This window comes from Alteromonas sp. ABV4_150 (genome assembly GCF_056311745.1).
This window is the reverse complement of record NZ_CM149971.1, coordinates 1,025,449-1,051,578: the sequence shown is the minus strand read 5'-3', so window position 1 is coordinate 1,051,578 and position 26,130 is coordinate 1,025,449. Positions and strand designations below refer to the sequence as shown.

The 26,130-nt window shown below is 45.0% G+C and carries 20 protein-coding genes and 1 pseudogene; 10 read left to right on the top strand and 11 right to left on the bottom strand.

Going from position 1 to position 26,130, the window contains the following annotated elements; all coding sequences use genetic code 11:
• Positions 1-230 precede the first annotated feature (230 nt).
• The 3 genes from ACYX4M_RS04480 (at position 231) to ACYX4M_RS04470 (ending at position 4,799) form a co-directional block, all read left to right on the top strand.
• A complete protein-coding gene (locus ACYX4M_RS04480) occupies positions 231-2,294 on the top strand; it encodes a transglycosylase SLT domain-containing protein (RefSeq protein ID WP_476082056.1) in 2,064 nt (687 codons plus the stop codon).
• Between the two features lie 167 nt (positions 2,295-2,461).
• Complete coding sequence (pepQ, locus tag ACYX4M_RS04475; RefSeq protein ID WP_476082055.1) at positions 2,462-3,793, top strand: Xaa-Pro dipeptidase; 1,332 nt, start codon at positions 2,462-2,464, stop codon at positions 3,791-3,793.
• 289 nt (positions 3,794-4,082) lie between these two features.
• Entirely contained in the window at positions 4,083-4,799 is a 717-nt protein-coding gene (locus ACYX4M_RS04470) for a ZIP family metal transporter (RefSeq protein WP_136780385.1), read from the top strand.
• A 222-nt stretch (positions 4,800-5,021) separates the two neighbouring features.
• Here ACYX4M_RS04470 and ispB read toward each other — a convergent pair whose 3' ends face one another.
• The gene (gene ispB / locus ACYX4M_RS04465) at positions 5,022-5,996 is read right to left on the bottom strand and encodes an octaprenyl diphosphate synthase (RefSeq protein WP_476055053.1); all 975 of its coding nucleotides are present in this window, start codon (positions 5,994-5,996) and stop codon (positions 5,022-5,024) included.
• A 933-nt stretch (positions 5,997-6,929) separates the two neighbouring features.
• On the opposite strand from ispB, the gene rplU reads away from it, so the two are divergent.
• From rplU to folA, 5 genes are all read left to right on the top strand, one after another.
• The gene (rplU, locus tag ACYX4M_RS04460) at positions 6,930-7,241 is read left to right on the top strand and encodes a 50S ribosomal protein L21 (RefSeq protein ID WP_012517169.1); all 312 of its coding nucleotides are present in this window, start codon (positions 6,930-6,932) and stop codon (positions 7,239-7,241) included.
• A gap of 15 nt (positions 7,242-7,256) precedes the next feature.
• On the top strand, positions 7,257-7,514 hold the full coding sequence (gene rpmA / locus ACYX4M_RS04455) for a 50S ribosomal protein L27 (protein ID WP_012517170.1): 258 nt from the start codon (positions 7,257-7,259) through the stop codon (positions 7,512-7,514).
• A gap of 257 nt (positions 7,515-7,771) precedes the next feature.
• Positions 7,772-8,950: an Obg family GTPase CgtA gene (cgtA, locus tag ACYX4M_RS04450; protein ID WP_476055052.1), complete on the top strand. Its 1,179-nt coding sequence runs from the start codon at positions 7,772-7,774 to the stop codon at positions 8,948-8,950.
• A 230-nt stretch (positions 8,951-9,180) separates the two neighbouring features.
• On the top strand, positions 9,181-11,157 hold the full coding sequence (locus tag ACYX4M_RS04445) for an alpha/beta hydrolase family protein (protein ID WP_476082054.1): 1,977 nt from the start codon (positions 9,181-9,183) through the stop codon (positions 11,155-11,157).
• A gap of 270 nt (positions 11,158-11,427) precedes the next feature.
• Complete coding sequence (folA, locus tag ACYX4M_RS04440) at positions 11,428-11,925, top strand: type 3 dihydrofolate reductase (RefSeq protein WP_476082851.1); 498 nt, start codon at positions 11,428-11,430, stop codon at positions 11,923-11,925.
• A gap of 128 nt (positions 11,926-12,053) precedes the next feature.
• On the opposite strand, the gene rpoS is transcribed toward folA, so the two are convergent.
• The 10 genes and pseudogenes from rpoS to ACYX4M_RS04390 all read right to left on the bottom strand — a co-directional run bounded on the left by rpoS (position 12,054) and on the right by ACYX4M_RS04390 (position 21,660).
• Positions 12,054-13,046, bottom strand: a complete 993-nt coding sequence (gene rpoS, locus ACYX4M_RS04435) for an RNA polymerase sigma factor RpoS (RefSeq protein ID WP_476082053.1) — start codon at positions 13,044-13,046, stop codon at positions 12,054-12,056.
• Between the two features lie 72 nt (positions 13,047-13,118).
• Positions 13,119-13,988 carry a peptidoglycan DD-metalloendopeptidase family protein gene (locus ACYX4M_RS04430; protein WP_476082052.1) on the bottom strand — a complete coding sequence of 290 codons (870 nt, stop codon included), beginning with the start codon at positions 13,986-13,988 and terminating at the stop codon, positions 13,119-13,121.
• 1 nt (position 13,989) lies between these two features.
• Complete coding sequence (locus ACYX4M_RS04425; RefSeq protein ID WP_476082051.1) at positions 13,990-14,568, bottom strand: YqaA family protein; 579 nt, start codon at positions 14,566-14,568, stop codon at positions 13,990-13,992.
• Positions 14,565-15,201 (bottom strand): annotated as a pseudogene (locus ACYX4M_RS04420) (protein-L-isoaspartate(D-aspartate) O-methyltransferase). The gene ACYX4M_RS04425 and the pseudogene ACYX4M_RS04420 overlap by 4 nt, the downstream one beginning before the upstream one ends.
• An 81-nt stretch (positions 15,202-15,282) precedes the next feature.
• Entirely contained in the window at positions 15,283-16,368 is a 1,086-nt protein-coding gene (truD, locus tag ACYX4M_RS04415; RefSeq protein ID WP_476082050.1) for a tRNA pseudouridine(13) synthase TruD, read from the bottom strand.
• Positions 16,365-16,838, bottom strand: coding sequence for a 2-C-methyl-D-erythritol 2,4-cyclodiphosphate synthase (ispF, locus tag ACYX4M_RS04410; protein ID WP_476082049.1), 474 nt, complete (start codon positions 16,836-16,838; stop codon positions 16,365-16,367). Before ispF ends, truD begins: the two co-directional genes overlap by 4 nt.
• Positions 16,838-17,596 (bottom strand): 2-C-methyl-D-erythritol 4-phosphate cytidylyltransferase, encoded by a 759-nt coding sequence (gene ispD, locus ACYX4M_RS04405; protein WP_476082048.1) that lies wholly within the window; start codon positions 17,594-17,596, stop codon positions 16,838-16,840. Before ispD ends, ispF begins: the two co-directional genes overlap by 1 nt.
• Positions 17,597-17,601: 5 nt before the next feature.
• The gene (gene ftsB, locus ACYX4M_RS04400; RefSeq protein WP_476082047.1) at positions 17,602-17,892 is read right to left on the bottom strand and encodes a cell division protein FtsB; all 291 of its coding nucleotides are present in this window, start codon (positions 17,890-17,892) and stop codon (positions 17,602-17,604) included.
• A gap of 98 nt (positions 17,893-17,990) precedes the next feature.
• On the bottom strand, positions 17,991-19,706 hold the full coding sequence (locus tag ACYX4M_RS04395) for a TIGR03545 family protein (RefSeq protein WP_476082046.1): 1,716 nt from the start codon (positions 19,704-19,706) through the stop codon (positions 17,991-17,993).
• 331 nt (positions 19,707-20,037) lie between these two features.
• Complete coding sequence (locus ACYX4M_RS04390) at positions 20,038-21,660, bottom strand: methyl-accepting chemotaxis protein (RefSeq protein ID WP_476082045.1); 1,623 nt, start codon at positions 21,658-21,660, stop codon at positions 20,038-20,040.
• A 445-nt stretch (positions 21,661-22,105) separates the two neighbouring features.
• Here ACYX4M_RS04390 and ACYX4M_RS04385 point away from each other — a divergent pair, with 445 nt between their 5' ends.
• Complete coding sequence (locus ACYX4M_RS04385) at positions 22,106-23,113, top strand: proline dehydrogenase family protein (RefSeq protein ID WP_476082044.1); 1,008 nt, start codon at positions 22,106-22,108, stop codon at positions 23,111-23,113.
• Positions 23,070-25,904: a bifunctional proline dehydrogenase/L-glutamate gamma-semialdehyde dehydrogenase PutA gene (putA, locus tag ACYX4M_RS04380; RefSeq protein ID WP_476082043.1), complete on the top strand. Its 2,835-nt coding sequence runs from the start codon at positions 23,070-23,072 to the stop codon at positions 25,902-25,904. Before ACYX4M_RS04385 ends, putA begins: the two co-directional genes overlap by 44 nt.
• The last annotated feature ends 226 nt before the right edge of the window (positions 25,905-26,130 follow it).

The following is a 26,130-nucleotide window of genomic DNA, read 5'->3' as shown; positions in this document are numbered from 1 at the left end:
AGAATAATCTACAATCATGTCAACTATGTTTGTAAAGCATAGCTAACGACAGCTGGCACAACATCTTCTTTGGCACGGAGCCCGGCTGAAATTTTCCCTTTGTTTATAAAACAAATGTAGTGGGTCAGTCGTAATGCTGCTTTATCAGCAACATTTTACAATCAGCTCGATTCGGCAAAGTTGCCAGCGCTCATAAGCGTTCGAGTGTAGAGCAGGGTAGGAGTTCTATTGTGTCTGGTTTTAATTTTAGTTCGAGGTTAGGTCAGCGCTCGCTGACAAAAAACAATAAATTACTCGCCACGCTAGTGGGGGCGCTAGTTTGCTCGCTTTCTTCAGTTTTCTCTATCAGCGCATGGGCTGCACAGCCGTTAACGCTACCCAATGATATCTTCGAAAGCGATCGTGCCCGCTATTTAGAAGTTGAAAAGAAGCTACTTACTTACTCGAAACACCGCCTTCAACACCTTGATAACGACATTTATGAGTTAGCGCATTATCCACTTTATCCGTACCTGTTACGGCTTAAACTAGAGCGCACCATGTCAATCAAAACAAAGCGCGAAGTTAGTCAGTTTTTGGACGACTTTAACGGTCAGCCAGTAAGCTACGGGGTGCGCTACAAGTGGCTCAACTACTTAGCTAAAAAAGATTACCGCAGCACCTTTCTAGAAAATTATCGCCCCGGTATGGGCGCGCGGCTTACCTGTGTCGCGCTTAATTACCGTTTAAAAGAAGGTGAAAGCGAACAGGATATTCTGCGTGAAGTAGATGCGCTTTGGCTTCATGGTCAGTCCCAGCCTGACGAATGCGATCCGCTTTTTGCGAAGTGGAAAAAAGCCGGCATGATGACGCCAGACATGGTGATAAAACGCATTGAAATTGCGGCAAAAGAAGACAACCGAAGTATTATCTCTTACCTAAAACGCCAACTTCCCAGCGATAAGCAATACATTGCAGACGCATGGTTATCGGTAACCCGCGACACCAGCCGAGTAAATAGAACGGCGCTCTTTCCACTAAAAAATGCATCGCATGAAGCTGAGGTAATGGTATGGGCAATAGAGAAACTTGCGTGGAGAAACCCAGATTTAGCGGGCAAAGTATTTAATCGCTACAAGCATAAGCAAGTATTCTCACAAGCCCAGCAACACGTTATGCGTCGAGCGATAGCGCTTAGCTACACACTAGACCGCCTTCCCCAAGCCCATCAGTGGCTAGAGCTAGCTGATGTTCAGGGGGCCAGTGAAGACGTAAAGCTATGGCATGTTTCCCATTTATTGCGCATGAAAAAGTGGCAGGAAGTGGTTAATGTTATTGATAACGCTCCTGCCAGTTTGCAGCAAGAAGAAAACTATCGCTATTGGAAGGCCCGTGCTTTAGAAGCGCTTGGTCAAACTATGCAGGCTACAGTGTTGTACAAAGAGCTTGCGCAAGAACGCCATTATTATGGCTTTATGGCCAGTGCACATGTAGGCGAAATTCCATCGCTTGCGCATACGCCAGCGCCAAGAGACACGGCAGCTATAGCCAGTGTAGCGAAAACCCCCGCTACCATGCGCGCTGTAGAATTTTTCAGGTTAGACAGAACCACAGAAGCGCGCCGTGAGTGGTTCTATTTACTGTCACATTTACCCAAATCAAAAGTAACCGATGCGGGCATTTTGGCGTATGAGTGGGGTTTATACGACCAAGCAATTACCAGCTTTGCGCGAAGCGGCTATTGGGACGATGTAGAACGCCGATTCCCATTGGCCTTTAACGATGTATTCAGTGAAAAGTCGCAGGCATATAGCATTTCAAAGTCGCTGGCAATGGCTATTGCACGCCGCGAAAGCTCGTTTAGAAGCGATGCTATCTCGCCAGTTGGAGCGGCAGGTCTGATGCAGTTAATGCCTGGAACAGCACGTTACGTGGCAAAAGAAAAAGTAAGTAGAAACAAGCTGTTTAAAGTCGACGACAACGTTGATTATGGTGTGCAGTATCTGCGTTATTTGATGGACAAGCTCAATAATAACCCAGTACTGGTTTCTGCGTCTTACAACGCGGGGTGGCGCAAAGTATTGGAATGGCTGCCTGCTGATGAAGCGCTACCGGTCGATATCTGGATTGAAAATATCCCTTATAAAGAAACTCGCGCCTACGTAAAAGCTGTTATGGCGTACCAGCATATCTACGATCAACAGCTAGGTGGAAACGAGAACATCTTCCCTCAACTTACCCGCGATATGATCCCTTCCGCAGATGCAGTAAGTACACATCCGGTAACAGGTACACTGCAACTAGCACCGCGATAGCTATCAAAGGTTAGGCGTATACGGGTACGCCTTTCATTACGTTACTATTTTGCCAGTATGGGAAACTTAACGTATACAACAGCACAGCGGTCTGAGCCAGTATGCATGTCATGCTGGCCTCGTGGTACACTAGTAGCTAACTAACGACTAAAAAGATAAGAGGGGCTATGTCGCAACATAAAGCAACCTACCAACAGCATATCGAAGAGCTTCAAGCTAGAACTCGCGAAGCACTACAGCGAGAAGGGCTAGACGGACTAGTTATTCACTCAGGGCAGGGCAAACGTCTTTTCTTGGACGATAATCACTACCCATTTAAGGTAAACCCGCAGTTCAAAGCATGGGTGCCTGTGATTGATAACCCTAACTGTTGGCTGGTGGTAAACGGTGTAGACAAGCCTACGCTTATTTTCTATCGCCCTGAAGATTTCTGGCACAAAGTGCCACCAGAGCCAAATGACTTTTGGACTGACAGCTTCGACATTAAACTACTTCAACAGGCCGACGCGGTAGAGAAATTTCTGCCTTACGATAAAAGCCGTTTTGCCTATGTAGGCGAATATATTGAAGTGGCAAAAGCGTTGGGTTTTGACAATGTAAATCCAGACCGCGTATTGCATTATTTACACTATCAACGTGCTTATAAAACCGATTACGAGCTAGACTGCATGCGCGAAGCTAATAAGCTAGCGGTAGCGGGGCACAAAGCGGCTGCGCAAGCCTTCCGTGAAGGGAAAAGCGAGTTTGATATTAATCTTGCTTACGCAACGGCAAGTCGGCAAGGTGATAATGATGTGCCTTACACCAGCATTGTGGCACTTAACGAGCATGCTTCAATTCTGCATTACATGCAGTGTGATACCGTAGCGCCAAAAGAATCCCGTTCGTTTCTGATTGATGCAGGTGCGAATTATCATGGCTATGCGGCAGATATTACGCGTACTTATGCTCAAGACGGTGTTCAGAACTCAGCAATGTTCCGCGACCTTATTCAGGCGGTAGACAAGGTAACGCTAACTTTAGTTGATTCGTTAAAGCCAGGTGTAGCCTACACAGACATTCACTTGTTAGCCCATGATGGTATTGCGCAAATTCTTCACGACACCGGCATGGTGAATTTAACGCCACCTGAGATTGTGGAAATGGGTATTACACGCACGTTCTTCCCACATGGCATTGGTCACTTCTTAGGGTTACAAGTGCACGATGTAGGCGGTCTAGTCAATGATGACAGAGGCACGCCTAAACCTGCTCCTGATGACCACCCGTTCTTACGTTGCACGCGTATGGTTGAAGCCCGACAGGTGTTTACTATTGAGCCGGGCCTGTACTTCATCGATAGCCTATTGCGCGACCTTAAAGCGACGCCTGCGTCAAAGTACATCAACTGGGACACTATTGATGCATACAAGCCGTTTGGCGGTATTCGTATTGAAGATAACATTATCGTGCATCGAGATAAGAACGAGAACATGACCCGAGATTTGGACTTAAATTAATCGGCTTTCTTGTGTATAGCTAATAGCTAACACAACCCACCGTCATGAATGCAAAGAGCAGCCTTTGGCTGCTCTTTTTCGTTACACGCGTTTAAAATGTACGTACTCTTTGTTGTGTCACCTTGATGTAGAACCACTATACCTGCGGTAACACGCCGCGATTACGAACATTTTAAATCTCGCTTAGTGGGTAATGATCTATGCGGCCGGTATTATTTGTAAACCAATAGTGCTGAGTGCAGTAATCAATTAGAAGGCGTACACAATTTATGGCTAGAAAGGAGTCTTTATGGCGCAAGGCGATATAGTAGGTTTATTAATAATGGCTACAGTGGCAGGCTTAGCGATGCCTGCTGGCGCTATTTTAGCGACTTACCAGGGTATTCAACCTAAGTGGCTGGAAAAAGAGTTACGTCACGGAATTTTGGCGTTAGGAGCTGGGGCGCTTATTTCGGCGGTGGGTCTTGTGCTTGTGCCAGAGGGCATAAAAGACGTATCGGTATTGGCGGCCATAATGTGCTTCGTTGGCGGTGCCTTAGCTTTTATGGCCCTTGATATTTACTTAGCAAAAAAGAAAACCGCTGGTAGTCAGTTAGCCGCAATGCTAAGTGATTTTGTGCCTGAGTCTATCGCCCTTGGAACGACGGCAGCACTAGGCGGTGGCACTATGTTGTTAGGCCTATTGATTGCGGTTCAAAATCTACCTGAAGGGTTTAATGCCTACAGAGAGATGTTGCCCAAAAACAAACAGCGTAGCAATAAACTCATCGTTATCTTTGTTTTGATGGCGCTACTTGGCCCCTTATTCAGTTTGCTCGGCTTTTATTATTTAGCCCAGTTCCCAGTGGTTATGAGTGGGATCATGTTGTTTGCTGCAGGTGGTATCCTTTATTCAGTGTTCCAAGATATTGCTCCGCAAATTCGTATGGAAAACCATTGGTTGCCACCCCTTGGCGGTATTCTTGGTTTCTTAGTAGGCCTGATCGGCTTTATGTTAGAAGGCTAGCTTGTAAAAATGCGCTAAGCCCGAACGCAGCACAAATGCTTGGTTAAAGCAGAAAACGTATATTTATTTACCTGCTTGCAAGAGTTGGGGAAGTGCTTAGCGCATCAATAAGTTCAAAAGCCTACGTGGCGTATAATATTCTGGCTTTACTAACAAAAAAGGCGTGTTGCTTACAACACGCCTACTCATATCACTTATCGAGAATTGGTTATTTATCGGTAATTAGCTCGTACGCTCAATTGAAATATGTGCCAAAGCAATAAGAGCTTCTTTGTATTCAGAGTCTTCTATAGCGTTTAGGCTATCAATGGCCATCTGCACTTCTTTTTGTGCACATTCACGTGTGTAGTCCAAAGCGCCGGTTTCTTCCATAATCCCTTGGATACGGGTTAAATGTGGTAGGCCATTGCTTTGCTCAATGGCTTCTTGAATGAGTGCTTTATCGTCATCATTCTTTGCGTGCCACATGGCATATAATAATGGCAGGGTAGGTTTACCCTCAGCTAAGTCGTCACCGGCATTTTTACCCATTTCTTCGCTGTCAGCCATGTAGTCAAGAATATCATCAGCTAGCTGAAAGGCAGTACCTAAGTGCTTACCGTATTCTTGCATGGCGTGTTCAATGTGCTCATTTTGGTCGGTTAGCACAGCCGCTAACTGTGTAGCAGCTTCAAACAAACGCGCCGTCTTACCGTAGATAACATCAAAGTAGCGGGCTTCTGTAGTGCTAGCATCGTTACAATTCATCAACTGCAACACTTCGCCTTCTGCAATTTGGTTTGTGGCTTCCGACAGTATTTCCATAACGCGCATGCGCTTTAGGCTTACCATCATTTGGAAAGAGCGAGTATAAAGAAAGTCGCCTACCAATACCGACGCCTGATTACCAAAGATAGCATTTGCAGTCTCACGCCCTCTACGCATGGTCGACTCGTCAACCACATCGTCGTGTAGCAGGGTAGCGGTATGAATAAATTCTACAATTGCTGCCAGGGTGTGATGGTCGTTATTACTTATGCCCATTGCTCGCGCACTTAACACGGTAAGTAGGGGGCGTAAGCGTTTGCCGCCACTGTTTACAATATAAAAGCCAAGCTGATTAATAAGGGCAACATCAGAATCGACTTGTTGTTGAATCAGCTGGTTTACCGCCTGCATATCATCATTAGACAGGGCGCGGATTTGATCTATATCCATAGGCATGGCAATAAATACTTACTCTTACGTCTTGGGCAATGGTTGCTGGCGATTGTACCTTAATCATCTGTACTATCCACCAAATTGTCTTAAAAAATGACGGCTTAACGTATTTACGTGTAATTTCTTAATTACGCTTAAACTCATTTTAGAAATTGAGGAAAAGCATTTTTCATCAGAGTTTCTCAACTCTTTGAAATATTGTTTTCTCAATAGTGATTAATTTGCGTTATTCGCTTAACTGAGCTTTGCCCATTAATACTTCCGTATACAATTTCTTATAATTATAGGCACTCTTAATTGTTTTTCCTTTCAAAGGGCAATTTTTCGATATTTTATGTTGGATAGTAATACGCTCCACTGGCGACTAAAGCGAGCTACTTAGCCGAGCAATTAAACCGGATGATCAGTTACGTAAATTCATGGATCCTGTATCAAACCAAGAGGGCGAGGAAACGATCTAAACTTGCGATCCAATAGACAATCGGAAAATAAAACTGCAAAAAGTAGTACTACGGCTAGAAAGCAAGTAGGGGCACAATTTATCTAGTGAGAAACGACCTTTTACCCCTTTACCCTTTTTCCGATCTTTCCGAACTAGTTGGGATCTCTCATTTGGGCGATCGCAAATGGACTTTATGAGATCGCCTTAACTTTGCCCGCACTTTTCGCCAACATTTTTGAGAAATTGACCAGGTTTTCATAGTTAGCGATCCTACTTTTCTGCTGATTTCTCGAAATTATTTTTGAAATTTTAATAGTTTCATAGCATTTGAAGCTGCATCAAATAAGCAATTGGGGCATAATTCGCCCCATGTTGGAAAAATAATCATTTTTTCTGCGAATCGGGCTTGTGATTTACGGATGTTTCACGTACAATTCGCGCCCTGTTTTTTGAATTGAAGCGTCAGTGGACGCAGAGCGGAGTTAACTATGTACGCGGTTTTCCAAAGTGGCGGTAAACAACACCGTGTGGCCGAAGGCCAAACCGTTCGTCTTGAAAAAATCGAAGTAGCCCCAGGCGAAACGGTTGAATTTGACAAAGTTTTAATGGTAAGCAACGGTGACGACGTAAAAATCGGCACACCAATCGTTGCTGGTGGTAAGGTGACTGCTGAGGTTGTTACACACGGTCGTGGCGATAAAGTAAAAATCGTTAAGTTCCGTCGTCGTAAGCACTCTCGTAAGCAAGCGGGTCACCGTCAGTGGTTCACAGAAGTGAAAATCACTGGTATCAACGCATAATAGGAGCACGAACACATGGCACACAAAAAAGCTGGTGGTAGTACCAAAAACGGTCGTGATTCAGAGAGTAAACGCCTAGGTGTTAAGCGCTTTGGTGGCGAATCTGTTCTTGCTGGTAACATCATTGTTCGTCAACGTGGTACTCGTTTCCACGCTGGTGACAACATGGGTATCGGTAAAGACCACACGTTGTTTGCACTAAAAGACGGTAAAGTTCAGTTCGACGTTAAAGGACCGAAGAACCGTAAATTTGTAAGCATCGTAGCTGAGTAAGCGCGAAAAGCTTCTCGCCGAACAGGCTTAGAAAAACCCCGCGCAAGCGGGGTTTTTTGTTTTGTGAAACCTTTCTTTCTTTTACTGTTCTTATTTATGGCGTGTAAATTCTAGAACGAATTAACGCTAGGCAAGGTTTTACTTCTCGTTTTTTAGAATGCTGAGCAGACACAAAAGCGCCACTGAGTAATTTGGTGTAAACTTAGTATTCGCATTAAAAAGTTAACAACCCACGGCATTACAGCCCGGAGTGATAAATGAAATTTGTAGATGAAGCTGAAATTCGCGTTGAAGCCGGTGACGGCGGCAACGGTACCATTGGCTTTAGAAGGGAAAAATACGTACCTAAAGGTGGCCCAGACGGCGGCGACGGTGGTGACGGCGGCAGTGTATTTTTACAGGCCGATGAAAACCTAAATACATTGATCGATTATCGCTTCGAGCGTTTTCATCGCGCTGAGCGTGGCCAAAATGGTCAAGGCGGCAACTGTATCGGTAAGAAAGGTAAAGACCTCACCGTAATGGTGCCTGTTGGCACGCGTGCTACTGATAGTGATACTGGCGAAGTATTAGGTGACCTGACTCGTCATGGTCAAAAGCTTAAAGTGGCACAAGGTGGTTTTCACGGTTTAGGTAATGCCCGCTTTAAAAGCAGTACGAACCGTGCCCCACGTCAAAAGACCAATGGTACACCAGGTGAAATTCGTAACCTTAAGCTAGAGCTTATGCTTCTAGCCGATGTTGGCTTACTTGGTATGCCTAACGCAGGGAAATCAACCTTTATTCGCTCTGTATCGGCGGCTAAGCCTAAAGTGGCTGACTACCCGTTTACTACGCTCGTACCTAACCTAGGTGTTGTTCGCCAAGATTCACAGCGTAGCTTCGTTGTTGCTGATATTCCTGGTTTGATTGAAGGTGCTGCCGATGGGGCGGGCTTGGGTATTCGTTTCTTAAAACACTTAGAACGCTGTCGTATCTTGCTTCATGTGGTAGATATTTTCCCTGTAGATGAAACTGATCCGGCCGAAAATGCTAAAGCAATTATAGAAGAACTTGAAAAATACAGCCCTAAATTGGCTGAAAAGCCACGTTGGTTAGTATTTAACAAAGTTGATTTGCTGCTTGAAGAAGAAGCAGAAGAGCGCTGCCAGCACGTTATTGATGCGTTAGAGTGGGAAGGCCCAGTTTATCAAATCTCTGCGTTTCAAAAGATGAACCTCGATCCACTCTGTAACGATGTTATGGACTTCATTGAAACTCTTCCTGCAGAAATAGAAGAGGAAGAAGAGAAGAAAGAAGTAGAATTCAAGTGGGACACTTACCACAAAAATACACTTGAAGCCCATGATGAATTCGAAGATGGTTTAGGTGACGATCTCGATGACGACGACTGGGACGAAGACGACTACGACGTGGAAGTTGAGTATCGTCGCTAAAATACAGTTGTTGAAGCCTCATCAAATCTGTTAATTTTAAAAGGGTGCTTTATTAAATACATAAAGCATCCCAGCTAGAAAGCAAAATCAACTTAACACACCAAGCTGGCTACGCCACGCCGTCTAAAAATAGGAGAACCCTTGTAGGGTTTTCCTACCTTCTTAATTGAAAACATTTTACAGATTAGTTATCTTTCCTAGAAATCAAAATAATAATATTAGGAAAACACATGAAATGGATCCTTCTAGCATGGCTGTCCCTATCGGCTTTTAGTGCCTTATCTACTGAATTACCCCTTGAATATTTTACTAAACATGGTGACTACCTAGATATGAAATTGTCACCAGATGGAAAGCATATTGCTGCTCGCGTTCGATTCGACAGTAAAGTTATTCTAGTCGTTCTCGATCGCCAAACACTCGACTTAGTCGGAGGTGTCCGTCCTGGTAATAAAGACATTATCCATACTATGAATTGGGTTAATGAAGAGCGTCTTGTTTTCGAGTACGCAGAAAAGTTTGGTTACTTAGACGCCCCTATACCTACTGGTGAGTTGTTTGGTGTAAATGTTGATGGAAGCAAACAAGAACAACTTTTTGGGTTTCGAGCAGGCGACGCCAAGCTAGGCAGTCGCTTGTCTAACAAAGACGATACATTGGCGAGTCAGGAAATTCTTAGTCTGCTCGAGAACGACGATGACAATATTCTAATCATCGAATACCCATGGACAAAAAATGGGAATACATACTACGACGATCGCTCAAAGCAACCAGTTATAAGTAAGCTCAATGTCTATAATGGTCGAAAAAGAAAAGTAGACGTCTTACCTTATGGCCATAGCAGGGCATTAGCCAATAAAGCGGGTAGTGTTAACTTCATGACCTGGCAAGACAATAACGGTGACTATCATTCAGCCTATCGAGAGGATGAAGGAGATGAATGGACTGGTCTCGGCGATAAATTTAAACAGGACAGTTATCTTCACCCACTTGGTGCTAGTGAGGATGAAGAGTCAATTTTCCTCGGTGGTCGAAGAGGGGAAAGTGGAGTATATACACTTTATTCTCTAGATTTAAATTCTGGAGAATATAAGCCCATATTCGATAGCCATGAGACCGATATTGAAGACTTTATTCTAGACAAGAATGGTATTCCAGCTGTTGGTATTACCTATCCTGGTAAGTCAAAGGCAGAGTACGCAAAAGTTGAATCTGAAACATCATCTATTCATAAGTTATTAGCAGAAGCCTTTGGCGACCAAACTGTGCACATCACTAGCAGTACCAAGGATTGGAAGACACTTTTGGTACATGTTAGCAGTGATGTCAATCCTGGCGAATATTACCTGTTCGACAGTGAGACTCTGAAAGCTGAGTTCGTGTGGGCTAACAGTTCATGGATCGACCCTAGAATGCTTGTTCCTATGAAACCGATAGAGTTTGTAACGTCGGATGGTATGGCGATCAATGGTTATTTAACACTTCCTAATAATTCGAAAGCAGGGGAAAAGCCTCCTCTTGTCGTAATGATTCATGGAGGTCCACATCAAGCAGGTACACGGGATTTTTGGCGTTACGATCCTGAAACACAACTTCTAGCAAATCGTGGCTACGCGGTATTACGTGTTAATTTTAGAGGCAGTGATGGCTACGGCACAGCATTTAAGCGTGCGGGATATAAAGAGTGGGGAGGCAAGATGATACAAGACATCAATGAAGCTACTCGCTGGGCAATAGATAAAGACTATGTCGATGGCAATAAGGTTTGTACCTATGGTGGCAGCTATGGTGGATACGCCGCGCTCATGTCTGTTGTAAGGGCGCCAGAGCTCTATAAATGCACTATTGGATACGTCGGAATATACGATATGCAGTATATCTTTACAGAAAGTGATATTCCGAATAGCTGGGGAGGTAAAGCTTACTTGTCAAAAGTACTAGGAAATGACCAATCGCAACTACATGATTATTCACCAATTAACCATGTTGATAAGATTAAAGCGAATGTCATGCTAATACATGGTTCAAAAGATAGACGTGTTCCAGAAATAAATGCAGAAGCGCTTTCTGAGCGTTTAACTGCTGCGGGAAAACCGCCAGTATATCTGCAATTTAAGCAAGCAGGGCATGGCGTATACGATGAAGGTAATAGACGAGAGCTTTATCAGGGGGTACTCAACTTCCTAGAAACTAACTTGAAATCGTAATATTAGGTAGCGCTGTATTCACCTAGATTGTTTGCAGCGCCTTCTGACGGGGCACTTATCTATGCGGATTAGTATTATCCTAGCGTAAGTGCTCAGGTCAATAAATTGTAAGCATTCTAATGCTTCATATTTTGCCTCAAAGCTCCATCCCTACTATCTATCTAAACGGTTTACTTTGATAACGTGCAGACGCATTTTTTAGGCAATATTGTTATACTGCTAATGCTTCAAATTGAACTTAGCCTGAAGGTGTAAAAAATGAAAATAGCGATGATTGCTGCTATGGCAAAAGACAGAATTATTGGCGCAGACAATGATATGCCGTGGCATTTACCCGCTGACTTGAAGCATTTTAAAGCTATCACTTTGGGCAAGGCTGTCATAATGGGTCGCAAAACCTACGAATCAATCGGTAGGGCGCTTCCGGGTAGGCCGAATATTGTGATCACGAGTAATGAAGATTACAGCTTATCTGACGCTACCGTGGTCGACTCGCCGGAATCGGCATTTGAGGTCGCGAAAGCGCTAAGTAATGACAGTGGAGAAAGTGACGAGGTAATGATTATTGGTGGCGGTACTATCTACCAGTCATTTTTAGATAGAGCGGATACCTTGTACCTTACTCATATTGATCTTTCAGTAGAGGGAGATACCCGCTTCCCAGATTATGAAGCTGTAGCAAGCTGGACCGAAGTATCGAGGGAAGCGCATGATACCGATGAAAAAAACGCGCACCCTTACACCTTTGTCACACTTGTGAGAAACTGAACTAGGTAGGACAACTAAAGGGCTGCTGGGTTATTTTGAATTTAAAATAAAAATGCCAGTGTTGAAGCGCTTGTTTAAGAGCGTAACAACACTGGCATTCAAGTTTTACTCTACAATGTGAGTAGTAGCTACTTCATTTGGTCGAACAAGTTCTCTAGTGAAAGACCTTGATGACCCAGCATATCGCGAAGACGGCGAAGTGCTTCCACTTGAATTTGACGTACACGCTCACGTGTTAAGCCAATTTCTGCACCCACATCCTCAAGAGTTGAAGGTTCATATCCCATAAGGCCAAATCGGCGAGCAAGTACTTCGCGCTGCTTAGGGTTAAGCTCTTCAAGCCAAGTTACGATATTACTCTTGATATCAGAGTCTTGTAAGCTCTCTTCAGGGCTAAACTCTTTCTCATCAGCGATAATATCTAGCAGTGCTTTGTCATTTTCTCCGCCAATAGGTGTATCGACAGAGGTAATGCGTTCATTTAAACGAAGCATCTTTGTTACATCTTCCACTGGCTTATCAAGAGCCACCGCAATTTCTTCTGCAGTTGGCTCATGGTCAAGCTTTTGTGAAAGTTCACGAGAAGCACGTAAATAAACGTTTAGTTCTTTGACTACGTGAATTGGCAAACGAATAGTACGCGTTTGATTCATAATCGCGCGTTCGATAGTTTGGCGAATCCACCAGGTTGCATAAGTTGAAAAGCGAAATCCGCGTTCAGGATCAAACTTTTCTACGGCACGGATTAGGCCTAAGTTACCTTCTTCAATTAAATCGAGAAGTGCTAATCCACGGTTGTTATAACGGCGAGCAATCTTAACAACAAGGCGAAGGTTGCTAACAATCATACGTTTGCGAGAGGCTTCGCAGCCTTTCAGGGAGCGGCGCGCAAAATAAACTTCTTCTTCTGCGGTTAGCAGTGGTGAAAAACCAATCTCACCTAGATAAAGCTGTGTGGCATCTAGGTTTTTAGGCTGGTCATCCTGACTGAAAATGGCGTTATCATTTTCTAGGTCAGCGTCGTTGGTTAAGGTTTCGTCAGCTTTCATATCAGCTGGCATATCGATGACATCTAAGTCATCTTGAGGTTTTGATTCCAAGGCTTTATTTGACTTACCCATCGTGAATCTCCTGCTACAAGGTTTACCTTATGACGTTTCTCCTTTGTGTTTTATTATTCTTATTTATTTTTATTATTTTAATGTTGGCAGGTATTTCATCGGGTCTAAAGATTTCCCTCTATACCTAACTTCAAAGTGAAGTTTTACCGAATTTGTTCCGCTATCACCCATGGTTGCAATCTGCTGCCCGGCTGACACCCATTCTCGCTCTTTAACTAAAATGGTATCGTTGTAGGCGTAAGCACTTAAGAAAGTATCGGTGTGTTTAATAATCACTAAATTACCGTAACCTCTTAAGGCATTCCCTGAGTAAACAACTTTTCCATCCGCTGCTGCGACGACTTTACTGCTTTTAGCACCAGCGATATCAATTCCTTTGTTGCCTGACTCAGACTTACTGAAAGTACCAACTAGCTTACCTTCTGCTGGCCAAACCCACTTTTCAACTTTACTTGGGAAGCTCGTTGGCGCTTGTTTTTTGACGCTTTTTGACGGCTTCTTGACAGTCGTAACATTTTGTGGCTTAACAATTTTTTCACTTTCACGATACGCCTGTGATGATGGGCGGTCAACCAAACTTTTGTCTATCTTAGGGGTGGTCGGAGTTGTTGACCGATTGGTCTGAACCTTCGGTTTTACGGGGGGGGCAGCTACATTTGATGGTGGTGCAAGCTTTAAAGCTTGACCAGGGAATATGGTGTAAGGAGCTGATAAATCGTTGTATTTTGCTAGATCGCGATAGTCGTTTCCAGTATACCAAGCTACTGCGTATAGCGTGTCGCCTGGTTGCACTTTATAGATTTTTTTTGTGTACTCTTCGCTTCCATCTGAAACTTGACTATTTAAAAGCACAACTGGGGCAGGCGCAGTTCTTCCTGCACAGCCTCCAACGAGTACACAAACATAAAACAAAATTCCTATGCGAACATGGGGGCTACGCATGTCACCGCAATAGTAAATAAGCAATTACTGCTAGGATGACGACGGCCCATCCAAGCACTTCTACATACTGCCTTAACTTTTGTTCCATTGCAGCTCCTCCCCAGCGCATAAGTGCTGCAACTAGAAAGAATCGGGCGCCTCGCCCAATAGCTGATGCAAGCACAAAGGGCAAGAAAGCCATTTGCAAGAAGCCAGCGCTTACAGTAAATATTTTATAAGGAATGGGAGAAAAGCCAGCGAGGAAGACCACCCATATGCCGTAGTCTTTAAACCATTGCATTGCCGTATCTATTTTGTGAGTGTATCCCCAACTCTCAATAACCGGCGCTAACCAAGCATCAAAGGCAAAATAACCAAGCCAATATCCCGCAATACCACCCAAGATAGATGCAATGGTAGTGATAAAGGCAAATTGCCATGCCTTATCAGGCTGTGACAAGGCCATAGGGGCAAGCATAACGTCAGGTGGTATGGGGAAGAATACTGACTCTGAGAAGCTTAACCCACCTAAATATTTGGTTGCGTGGCGATGCCTCGCCCAGCGTAACGCCATGTCATAACACGGCTCAAAAAGCTTCACATTAGCTCTCCTGCTACAAGAGGAACAAATCGAACCGATTCAATGGTCGACGTTTTTAATTCCCCTTCAATCCTATCAATACATAGTAACGACTGTTGTTCGTTACCCACGGGGATAATCAGCCGCCCGCCTTCTTTTAGCTGAACGCATAAGTCTTGTGGAAGGCTTGCAGCGGCAGCAGTGACGATAATAGCATCGTATGGACCTTTTGATGCCCAGCCTTTCCAACCATCGCCGTGTTTCATTGCTATATTATGAAGGTCGAGTTGATTCATTCGGCGCTTCGCTTGAAACTGCAAAGATTTAATCCGCTCTACACTAAAAACTTTAGCAAATAGCTGAGCAAGAATAGCCGTTTGATAACCTGATCCTGTGCCTATCTCTAGGACCTTTTCAGGTTTATTGGGGCTATCAAGCAATAGCTCTGTCATTTTCGCAACAATATAAGGCTGCGAAATTGTCTGGCCCTGACCTATAGGCAATGCCGTATTTTGATAAGCTTTATGTTTTAGCGCGTCGGGCAAGAAGCTTCTCCCGCGGCGTACCAGCAATGGCGTTTAATACTGCTTGTGAACGTATTCCCTCGTTATAAAGCAGTTGTGCTAACGCGTCTCCTTTTCTAGAAGCTCTCATGATGTTGCGTACTTTCCTTTATTCTTATTCACAGCTACGCGTGGTTAAATCTGTTGCGCGCCACACTTTTACCAATACTTTCTAAACCCGATTAATGGGGGATAAAGTCTCCACGCATTCTCTAAGGACCGAGGTTGCAAAGCAGCCGCTTGGAAGCGCAAACGAGATAGTAAATGTATCACCCTTACTCTGCCATTCAAGCTGTGAAGGCCAAATTTTTATCGCTCGGCGCTCTTGCTCGAACCCGCATTGACTTAAAAAATCGATAACTTCGCTATTTTGCTCTGCAACCGACTGCTCTAATGCGAGGGCGTCAGCTTGTGTAACTAGTGAGCCTTTACCCCAAAGCGGCGCTGAAGGACACACATCTTTTGCAGCGAAGCGACGCTGTGCATCTCGTTGCTGTTCTGAGCCTTCATCACCTTCATTAATGAAAAAGCTATTAGACCCCGAAAGCACCAGTGCATCGCCTTGGTTTACTTTATCAAATGTGCCTTTTTCGAGGCGTGATGAAAGCATCTCATTGAACAGCCAGCTGCGCAGAGCAGAAAGCGCCATGGAGCGCTTGTTACGGTGCCTAATGGTTTCACCATTGACCATGCGTTCGGCCATTACCAGATTCCCGCCACGCTGCACTTCACCCATATCATTTAAGCGCATTACACCAAAACGTTGCTCGCCGTAGTAATTAGGTACCCCGTGCTCTGCAATTTCTTGCAAACGCTCTTCAATAGCTTCTGGGTGTAAAACCTGACGCAGAGTAATTGTAAAGTGATTGCCTTTAAGTTGGCCCGTACGCAGCTTTTTATTGTGACGCATTTGCTTGAGTACTTTAACGCCTTCTAGTTCGAAGTTGCTAAAATCGAAATCTGGTTTGCCGGGTGCGTGTATGCCGAACCACTGTTGTGTTACTGCATATTTGTCTTTACGTCCTGCATAAGTGATCTGGCGCAGCGGCAAGTTAACGAAGCGCGCCAGTTGTTCTGCAACAAATGCGGTATTTGTGTTCGTTTTTTCAATAAACACAAACTGGTGCTCGCCTTCGCCGCAGGGGGTATAGCCTAAATCTTCAACAACTTGAAAGTCGTCGGCTTGGAATTTAAATATGCCAGTAGATACAGGCTTTGCAAAATAGTACTGCCAGTGATCAGTGTTTAAGGGCTTCATAGTTTTTCCAATAGCACGACAGCGTGAGAGGCAATGCCTTCTTTGCGGCCGGTGTAACCGAGTTTTTCAGTCGTCGTTGCTTTTACGTTAATATCGTCAAGCGAAACGTTGCAGTCTTGCGCGATGGACTCGCGCATAGCACCGATATGTGGGGCCATTTTTGGCGCCTGCGCTACTATTGTCATATCAGCATTACTTAGCTTGTAGCCTTTTTCTTTAACTACATTCACAACGTGACGTAACAATACGCGACTGTCCGCTCCGGCATAGGCATCGTCTGTATCTGGGAAATGCTTGCCGATATCACCAAGTGCAGCCGCCCCTAGCATTGCATCGCAAAGTGCATGAAGCAATACGTCGCCGTCAGAATGTGCCACAAGGCCTTGTTCGTAGTCGATGCGCACGCCACCTATGGTGATGGGGCCGTCGCCGCCAAATTTGTGTACATCGAAACCGTGTCCTATTCGCATTATAAGTTTGCCTTTTGATCTTGTGCGCTATGGCTTTGCAGGTTGTTGCCTTGCGCGCTAAATTTTTGCTTAAGATAGAATTCTGCCAAAGGAAGGTCGGCTGGGTGGGTTATTTTTATATTTGCTGGGCTTCCATTAACCATAGCTACTTTGTAGCCAGCAAGCTCAATAGCCGACGCCTCGTCAGTAATCGCTGCGCCTTTTGCTAAACCTTCCTGAAGAGCCTGCTTCAAAAGTGTTGCGGGAAAGAACTGTGGCGTTAGCGCGTGCCACAGGCCGTCTCTGTTCTCGGTGTGAGAAATGATGTTGGTGTCGGTATTTGTATCAAGCGCAACTCGCTTCATAGTGTCTCTCACGGGGGTTGCCAGAATACCGCCGGCAACGGCCCTATTGTCTATCAAGGCAATAAGCGCAGAAATATCGCTCTCTTCAACACAGGGACGGGCTGCATCATGCACTAGAGCCCAGTCATTCTCGCCCAAAGACATGATGCCGTTGAGTACGCTGTCTGCCCGTTCTTTGCCACCGTCTACCACATGAATCGGTTTTTCCCGCAGTCCATAGGTATCGAAGTAAGCGTCGCCTGGGCTGATGGCTACCACAACCTCGTCAACTAATGGGTGCGTCAACAACACGTCTATGGTGTGTTCAAGGATGGTTTTACCGTTTAAAGTAAGGTACTGTTTGGGACGGTCGGCTCTCATTCGGCTGCCGACTCCGGCTGCGGGGATAACCGCAACAACGCGGGGCGATGTCATTTTATTCACTTAGCATCTGCGGGCAAAATACGGTAAAAGGTTTCTCCCTTTTTAATCAAACCGAGTTCATTTCGCGCTCTTTCTTCAATGGCTTCTAAACCAATTTTTAAATCGCTGATATCAGCTTTAAGTAACGCATTACGTTGAGCAAGATTCGCGTTTTGAAGGGCTTGAGTATGAACTTCTTGTTTTCGGTTGAAGTAATCGGGAATGCTATTTTTTCCAAACCATAGTCTGTATTGTAATAGACTGAGAAGTACTATTAATACAATGGGAAGCCATTTACCTTGTAACACAGATTCACCTGACAATATGGTTAAGCGGAAAAAAGCAGAGGCGCTGTGCCTCCGCTGTGTTGTATTATGCCGCGAAGCAGCGCCGAGTCAAAGGTGCATTATTCACCCTGACCAAATTTCCCTTTCAATTTATCAAGCAGTTTACTTTTTTGCTCTTCAACAACGTTGTTAAGCTGAGCTTGAAGTAGTTCCTGAAGGGCTGCACTGTCGCCTTGGGCAGCGTTAAGCATACTTGTTACATCTACAAGCTCACCAGACAATACTGACTGCTGACTACTTACCATGCTGTTGAGCTTAGTATTTAACTCGTCTAGTTTATCTTTCTGACTAGCAGTAAGCTGTGAAAGTGCTGCTTTTGCAAGTTTATTGTCAAGGTCAGATTTAACGTCAAAGCTTGGGTCTGAAAGAGTACCGTCAAGCAACATGGTCATGTTTAGGCTACTTAAGGTCTGCAATGCCTGAGCGATAGCACTGGTAATATCGCTAGTACCCGTTGCTTCCATGACAAGCTGCTGTAGGTCGACTTCGCCGGTACCGGTCAGCATGTTATCCGTGACTTTCATCGATCCGTTGGTTTTCATTAGCGCTGATTTAAGCACCGCATTAAGTGTTTCATTGCCGCTAAAAGAAATGTCAGACATATTCACACCGGCTAGCTCCCATACCTGACTAGCATCAACACCTTCACCATCAATCCAAAACTCACCGCTAGAGGTAAACGACTTTAATAAATCGCCAGCCGCTTCAATAGTAAAGGTAGTTGGATTACCAAATACTTCGTGAACGTTCGTGATATTGTTCCACTTGCTGGTGATAGATTCGTTTTGCCATAGCACAGAGACGTTAGCTTCTTTTACTAATATTGAAGGCACTTCTGCAGGCGCTTCGCTTTTTTCTTCACCCTGAATAAGCGGCATAACGATTTGCATTGCCGCCATCAGGTATTCGGTATATTCCGCTGCTTTGTCGCCAAATACAAAATATGTCACCTGGGAAAGGGCTGCTTGATCGCCAGCAATAACACCCTTAAGTAAAGCATAGTCTTCTTGAGGCGCTTTTTTGAGTGCTTCAACACTTTCACTTAAAGCTTGTTTTGCATCGCTAGCCTTTTCAGTGAAGTCGCTGATAAGCGCACGGTCTGCCTGCATTTCTTCTTTCAGTTTATCGAATGCTGACTTGGCTTGAACCAACGCTTGAGGGTCTTTGTAATCCGTTTCTTTTAGCTGAGCGACCTGTGTTTTGTAGTACTCAATGCGCGATTTATCAGGCAAAGATTCATAGTCGTCTTTCAAACCTTTGCCATAGGTATCGTAAGCAGCCTTTGCATTTTCAACGGCTGCTGTGGTTTTCAGCGGGTTGCGTGCAAGAAGCTCATCAACCGTAGGTACGGCCTCTTTGGCTTTTGCTTTAATTTCGTCAAACGACAGGGAGCGTTCTGGAACGCGATACACTTCACCTTCAGACTCACGCTTGGTATCAAACTGTACTTTAAGTAGGTTTAGGTTATTAACAATAACCTGATCATCAAGCAGTGGCTTTAATTCAACGTCAGCATTGGCTTCACCCACAAAAACTTGGTTATGTGACGGCTTGGTTGGGTTGGTTAGCGCTATGCCTTTCAATGTAACTGTGGTTGGGAAAAGAGAGTGATCGAATTCGTCAATGTTGACTTCTGCGCCGTATGATTCCCCTAATTTCGACTCAAGGATAGATTTTATGATGGTGTTGGCGAACAAAAAGTACACCAAGAATAGCAACACAAAAAAACCAACAACCCAAAATAAAATAGGCTTACCCTTAGAACCACTACTCATATTCAACTCCTTGATTTAATGCGCTCACAACGTTACAAGCGCTTAAGCCACCGCCTACATGCTATGGTAAAGCCGGTCACGCAAAAGAAATCGGCACACAGCCACGTTATGTGACTCTGAGTGTAATGCACTCAGAACTTTTGTTCCACAGGCAGAGGTTATCACTAAAGGTTTAAGAGCACCTAAATGCTACAAAGTTTCATTTTTAGTATCGAAAATGATGACATATGAAATGATGATTAGAGCAAAATGAAAGGCAAAGTAAGAGGTGAGCGGCCTGAAAAAAAACAAATTTCATTGTGTGCTCTTCAGGCCGCAGTCGATGACAGGTTTACAGCTTAAAACGGTTTGCGATATCCATAATTGCCAAGCAACTGCTTTTAAGTGCTTGGCTTGCAGCAGCCAGTTCATCTGCTGTTTTCAAGCTACTGTCAGCAGCCCCAGACAACGCATTTATTCGCATATTCGCTTCTGTTGCGGCTTCTGCTTGCTGTTCAGTAGCCCGAGCAATTTCACTACTCATATCCGCAATTTCCGTCATTAAGCGGTCAGCTTCTTGCAGATTTTGGTTGGCTTGAATCGCATTGTCCACGGTTTTAGCTGACGCAGACTGGCTTACTTTTACCGCATCTACTGCGCTTTTGGCATTACTCTGTAGCTTTTCTATCATGGCTTGAATTTCATCGGTACTTTGCCCGGTTCGACTTGCTAAGGTGCGAACTTCATCAGCGACAACGGCGAAGCCTCTTCCTTGCTCACCGGCCCGAGCAGCTTCAATGGCAGCATTAAGGGCGAGTAAGTTTGTTTGCTCCGCAATGCCGCGAATTACGTCAAGCACAGCACCGATACTGTCCGTTTGCGCAGCAAGTTCAGTCACCACGGTGCTCACGCTCTCTATATCAGAAGTCAGCGAGCGGATATCTTGTACCGTACTATCTACCACTGCTGCACCGTTTTGAACGTTACCCCGTGCACTGCTTGTACTCTTTTCTGCAGAATCCGCATTACTGCTGACATCGTTAATCTGCGTCGTCATTTCTTCCATTGCGGCGGCAACCTGCAGCATATTTTCGTTCTGCGTTTGCGCTTGTGCGTTACTGTTTTGACTGGATGACTCAACGAGTTCAGCTTGCTGAGTAAGTGAACTGATGTTTGCGCGAATACCAAGCAAAGACTGGCGCATTTTATCGGTATATTCATTGAAGTAACGGGCTAGGCGAGTAATTTCGTCCTGCCCGGTTTCGGGAAGCGACCGGGTTAGGTCGCCCTCTCCCTGAGAAATATCTTTCATCCGTTCAGTTACTTCTTGAACTGGTTTTACAATGCTACCGCCAATCACATATACCAGTACCACAACCAGAACAACGCTAACCAAACAAAACACCACAATCAGGTTGCGAAGGTGGGAAAACTCTTTTTCGAGATTGGTAAGGTATATGCCCGAACCCACTGTCCAGCCCCACGGCTTGAACTCTTTCACATAAGAAATTTTATCGGTAGGCGTCTCTTCGCCGGGAAGGGGCCAGACATAGTCGACAAAGCCGTCACCTTGTGCTTTGACTTTTTGTGCCATTTCTATAAAAAAGGCTTTGCCATTTTCATCTTTGAACGTTCTTAAGTCTTTGCCATCGAGCGCCGGCTTAATAGGATGCATAACCATAGAGGGAGTTTGGTCTTGGATCCAAAAGTAATTGCTGCCGTCATATCGCAGCGCCTTTACCGCTGCTAGCGCCTGTTGTTTAGCAGTAGCTTCGTCTAAATCAGTGCGTGCTTCGAAACTACTGAGCATAGTATGAACAACTTCGACAAGGTGCTGATTTTCATCATATGACTTTTGCTTTAATGCTTCGTAGTGCCTGTTTAATACAACTGCGGTTAATAATATAAACAGCAGCGTTATAAGAGCAACAATAATGCCCAGGCGTTGAATTAAACTGAATTTTCGTAACCACATTGGCAAATACCTATCTATTTATATTTTTGTTTTTTAATAGTGTAGACGGTTTTTAGTTAGCCGCTTTTTATTGCAATTAAAAATACACCATTTTTAACAATCTGTTACTACGGCCTTTGGCGTAGTGAATTGATGGACTAATGAACCAAACATAGCGCGGCTTTTACAGGGTGATATATGTCATCTAACGCACTGAATACGTAGCTTGACAGAGAAAACGAAAAACTTTGATTGTGGGGGCTTGGCAGCGCATTTTTGTGTGCTACTATCCGCGCAAATTTGGCTCCGTCGTGATCTTCATCCAAAAATATATAGTTAAAAGAAGAACGACAGGTCAACGCAGGGTTACGACTTTGCTTGTTATTTAGCCGCTTCCATGTAACCGTGGGCAGTCAATACACGGCGGGAACGCTTTTGTTACAGCTATTTCTATGAAAGGGTTGCAATGCTCATTAACGATACACTTCATACAACTTCACCCCTACGTCAGCGCATAAGAGACTACTATCGCATTAGCGAGTCTGTGGCTGTTGATCAGATTCTTCCTATTGCCGAGGTTAATCCGCGTGCGCGAAGTCGTGCATGGGAGCGTGCACGTAAGATGGTGCTACAAATTCGCCGGGAACAAGAGGGACACGGTGGCGTTGACGCACTTTTAAATGAATACTCCCTATCTACAGCTGAAGGTGTGGTATTGATGTGCTTGGCTGAAGCCTTGCTGCGTGTGCCAGACAAAGCTACGCAAGATGAGCTTATTCGTGACAAATTGTCTCAAGGCCAATGGACGCCGCACTTAGGCAATTCAGAATCTTTGTTTGTTAATGCGTCTGCCTGGGGCCTATTGTTCACCGGAAACATGGTGAACTATGCCGACAAGCGTAAGAAAGAACAGTTTGGTTTGTTAAAACAAACCCTTGGCCGCTTAGGTGAGCCTGTTATCCGCCGCGCAATGAATATTGCTATGCGCGTTATGGGCCGCCAATTTGTTATGGGCGAAACCATTGAAGATGCGGTAGAACGCGCTAAAGAAAAGGAAACTAAAGGCTACGTATACTCCTATGATATGCTAGGTGAAGCAGCGCGAACTATGGGTGACGCTGATCGCTATTATGAGTCTTATGAAAAGGCTATTAAAGTTATCGGTAAAGCTGCAAATGGTCGAGGACCAAAACGCTCGCCAGGTATTTCCGTAAAACTTTCAGCTATTCATCCGCGCTTTGAGTTCTCTCACCGCGAACGCGCCATGGTTGACATTCCGCCACGCTTGAAAGCTTTGTGTATGATGGCGAAAGAATACGATATCGGCTTAACGGTTGATGCTGAAGAAGCTGACCGTCTTGAGCTTTCGTTAGATATTATCAGAAGCCGTCTTCCGCGACGAAGACTTAAATGGCTGGACAGGCTTTGGTTTGGCCGTACAGGCCTACCAAAAGCGTGCAATTCACGTCATTGAGCACTTGCGCGAGCTTACTCTTGAGGTAGGTCGTCCGCTGATGGTGCGCTTAGTTAAAGGCGCTTATTGGGATACTGAAATTAAGCTAACTCAGCAAGCGGGCCTTGAAGAGTTCCCTGTATTTACCCGTAAATCGTCAACCGACGTGTCATACCACGCTTGTGCTAACCGTCTGCTTGAATATCGCGACACTATTTATCCCCAGTTTGCTACCCACAACGCTTACACAGCTTCTGTTATTGTTGAGCTTGCTGGTGACGACAAAGAAGGTTTTGAGTTCCAGTGTCTGCACGGCATGGGCGATACCCTTTACGATCAGGTGGTAACACAGGATAAGATTCAGTGCCGTGTTTATGCACCTGTAGGTGAACACGAAGACTTATTGGCCTACCTTGTACGCCGTCTTCTTGAAAACGGCGCGAACTCGTCGTTTGTAAACGCTATTGTTGACGATGAAAAACCGGTTGAGTCTTTGCTTGAAGATCCGGTAGAGAAAACACAACGCCTGAAAATACGTTATAACAAGTTAATCAAAACGCCACGTGGGCTGTATGCGCCAGAGCGCGACAACTCGCGTGGTCTAGACCTAACCGACACCAATGCGGTAACAGCGCTTAAACACGAGTTAGAGCGTTGGCAAGATTACTACAAAGTTACTGATGACGTACCCGAGGGGGCTACTGCGGTACTTAGCCCAACAAACCACAGTGACGTGGTGGGTTATCATTACTATGCTAAGCCTGATGACATGCGTAAGGCGCTAGATGAAGCTGACGCAGGGTTTGAAGCTTGGTCTAAACGTGATGTCAGCGAGCGTGCAGAAATTCTTAATCGTACAGCCGATGCTTTAGAGCGTCATATGGCTGAGCTTATCGCTATTTGTATGCGTGAAGCCGGTAAAGTGGCTCAAGACAGCATTGATGAAGTGCGTGAAGCCGTTGATTTTTGTCGCTATTATGCTGCCCGCGCCGAAGAGCTTGCTGATGATCAGCGCTTAAAACCTCGTGGCGTTGTGCTGTGTATCAGCCCTTGGAATTTCCCACTGGCCATTTTCCTAGGTCAAGTTACGGCTGCATTGGTAACAGGTAACACAGTTATTGCCAAGCCCGCCGAGCAAACCAGCATGGTTGCCATACGTGCAGTAGATATTATGCATTCGGTAGGTTTACCAGAAGACGCACTTAAGCTTATCGTATCGCCAGGTAAAGAAGTGGGTGAAACTCTACTGCCTGACGAGCGTATTAGGGCAGTCATGTTCACAGGCTCAACACAAACAGGTACCTTAATTTCACAGGTGCTTGCAGAGCGTGGTGGTGAGCAGGTACCGCTCATCGCAGAAACAGGCGGCCAAAACTGTATGATTGTTGATTCAACCGCATTGCCTGAGCAGGTGGTTGATGATGTCATTCATTCGGGTTTCCAAAGTGCCGGTCAACGCTGTTCAGCACTTCGCGTCTTGTTTGTACAAGAAGAAATTGCTGATGACCTTATCGATATGTTAATCGGTGCCATGAAAGAGCTTACAGTTGGCGACCCAACACAACTTGCTACTGATGTTGGCCCTGTGATCGACGAAAAGGCGCTTAAGAGCCTTACTGATCACCAAGAGTATATGAAAGACAAAGCCAAGCTACTTTATCGTAATGAAATGCCGGCCGGCTTTGAGAAAGGGACCTTCTTTGCACCTACATTGTACGAAATCAAAAATATTGATGTGCTAGAAAAAGAAGTGTTTGGCCCTGTAGTGCATATTGTGCGCTTTAAGTCGAAAGAGCTCGATAGTGTGCTAGAGCAAATTAACGGTACAGGTTACGGCCTGACTATGGGCATTCACTCGCGTATTGAAGAGCGTGCTAACGAGCTTGCTGCGAAAAGCCGTGCGGGTAACGTGTACATCAACCGCAATATGATTGGTGCTATTGTTGGCGTACAGCCCTTCGGTGGCCGTGGCCTTTCCGGCACAGGCCCCAAAGCGGGTGGTCCAAACTATCTACCTCGCTTGATGATGGAACGCGCGACGCCTAAGCCTTCGCACATTGATGATGTTGATGGTACCGATGCAGCATTGGTAGGTGATGAGAAAATTGCCGAGCGTGCTCATGTGATGATGGATAAGGCAAAAGCGGTAGAAGCACAGTGGCGTCATACGCCTCTTAATGACCGCATTTCCATGGTACGTCAGCTTCTAGCAAAAATTGCAAAAGTAGATATTGTTGATGAGTTGGCCGACGACTTAAACCGCACGCTAGCAACGGCGCGTCAACAGCTGACCAGCGTTGAACGCAAACTTGCCAAGCCGCAAGTATTGCCAGGGCCTACAGGTGAGTCGAACAAACTGTACTTGGAGCCTCGTGGTATCTTGGTATGTTTCGCCGATAAAGAGGTTACCTTCGAATACTGGCTGTTGTCGATTGTGACGGCGCTATCAACGGGTAACCCGGTAGTATCAGTGGTTTCTGAAATTTTCTACGAAGAAGCAGTGGAGATTCAGAACAAGTTTGAATCGACGGGAGCACCGAAAGGCTTGTTCCAAGTAGCGCGTCTAGCGCATTTGGATACTTTGCTGATGGATGAAGACCTGTCTGGCGTGGTGGTCGACTCTAGTACAGAGCGTACTGCGCGTATTACTGCAATGCTCTCGTCACGTGAAGGTGCTATCTTGCCGGTAATCACGGCTGAGTATAACGATCATCTTATTCAACGTTTGATGACCGAGAAAGCCATCAGCATAGACACTACGGCGTCAGGTGGTAACACATCGTTGATGACCCTAGTTGAAGATGATGAATAAGCGAGAGCGCTTGCTTCAAATAGCTAATTAATTAAATAGCTATAGTATCAATATATTAGGCCAGCTTGACGCTGGCCTTTTTATTTGACTTACTCCAGGCTTCATCTAAGCCTTTCCCCTCTTTTTCTTAGCTCTTACTCATGCCTTAACCCTACCTTAACCCCGCGTTTGAAATACTAGCGTCAGTTAATTTAAACAAGTTGCGTATAGGCCTTAAAAAGTAAGC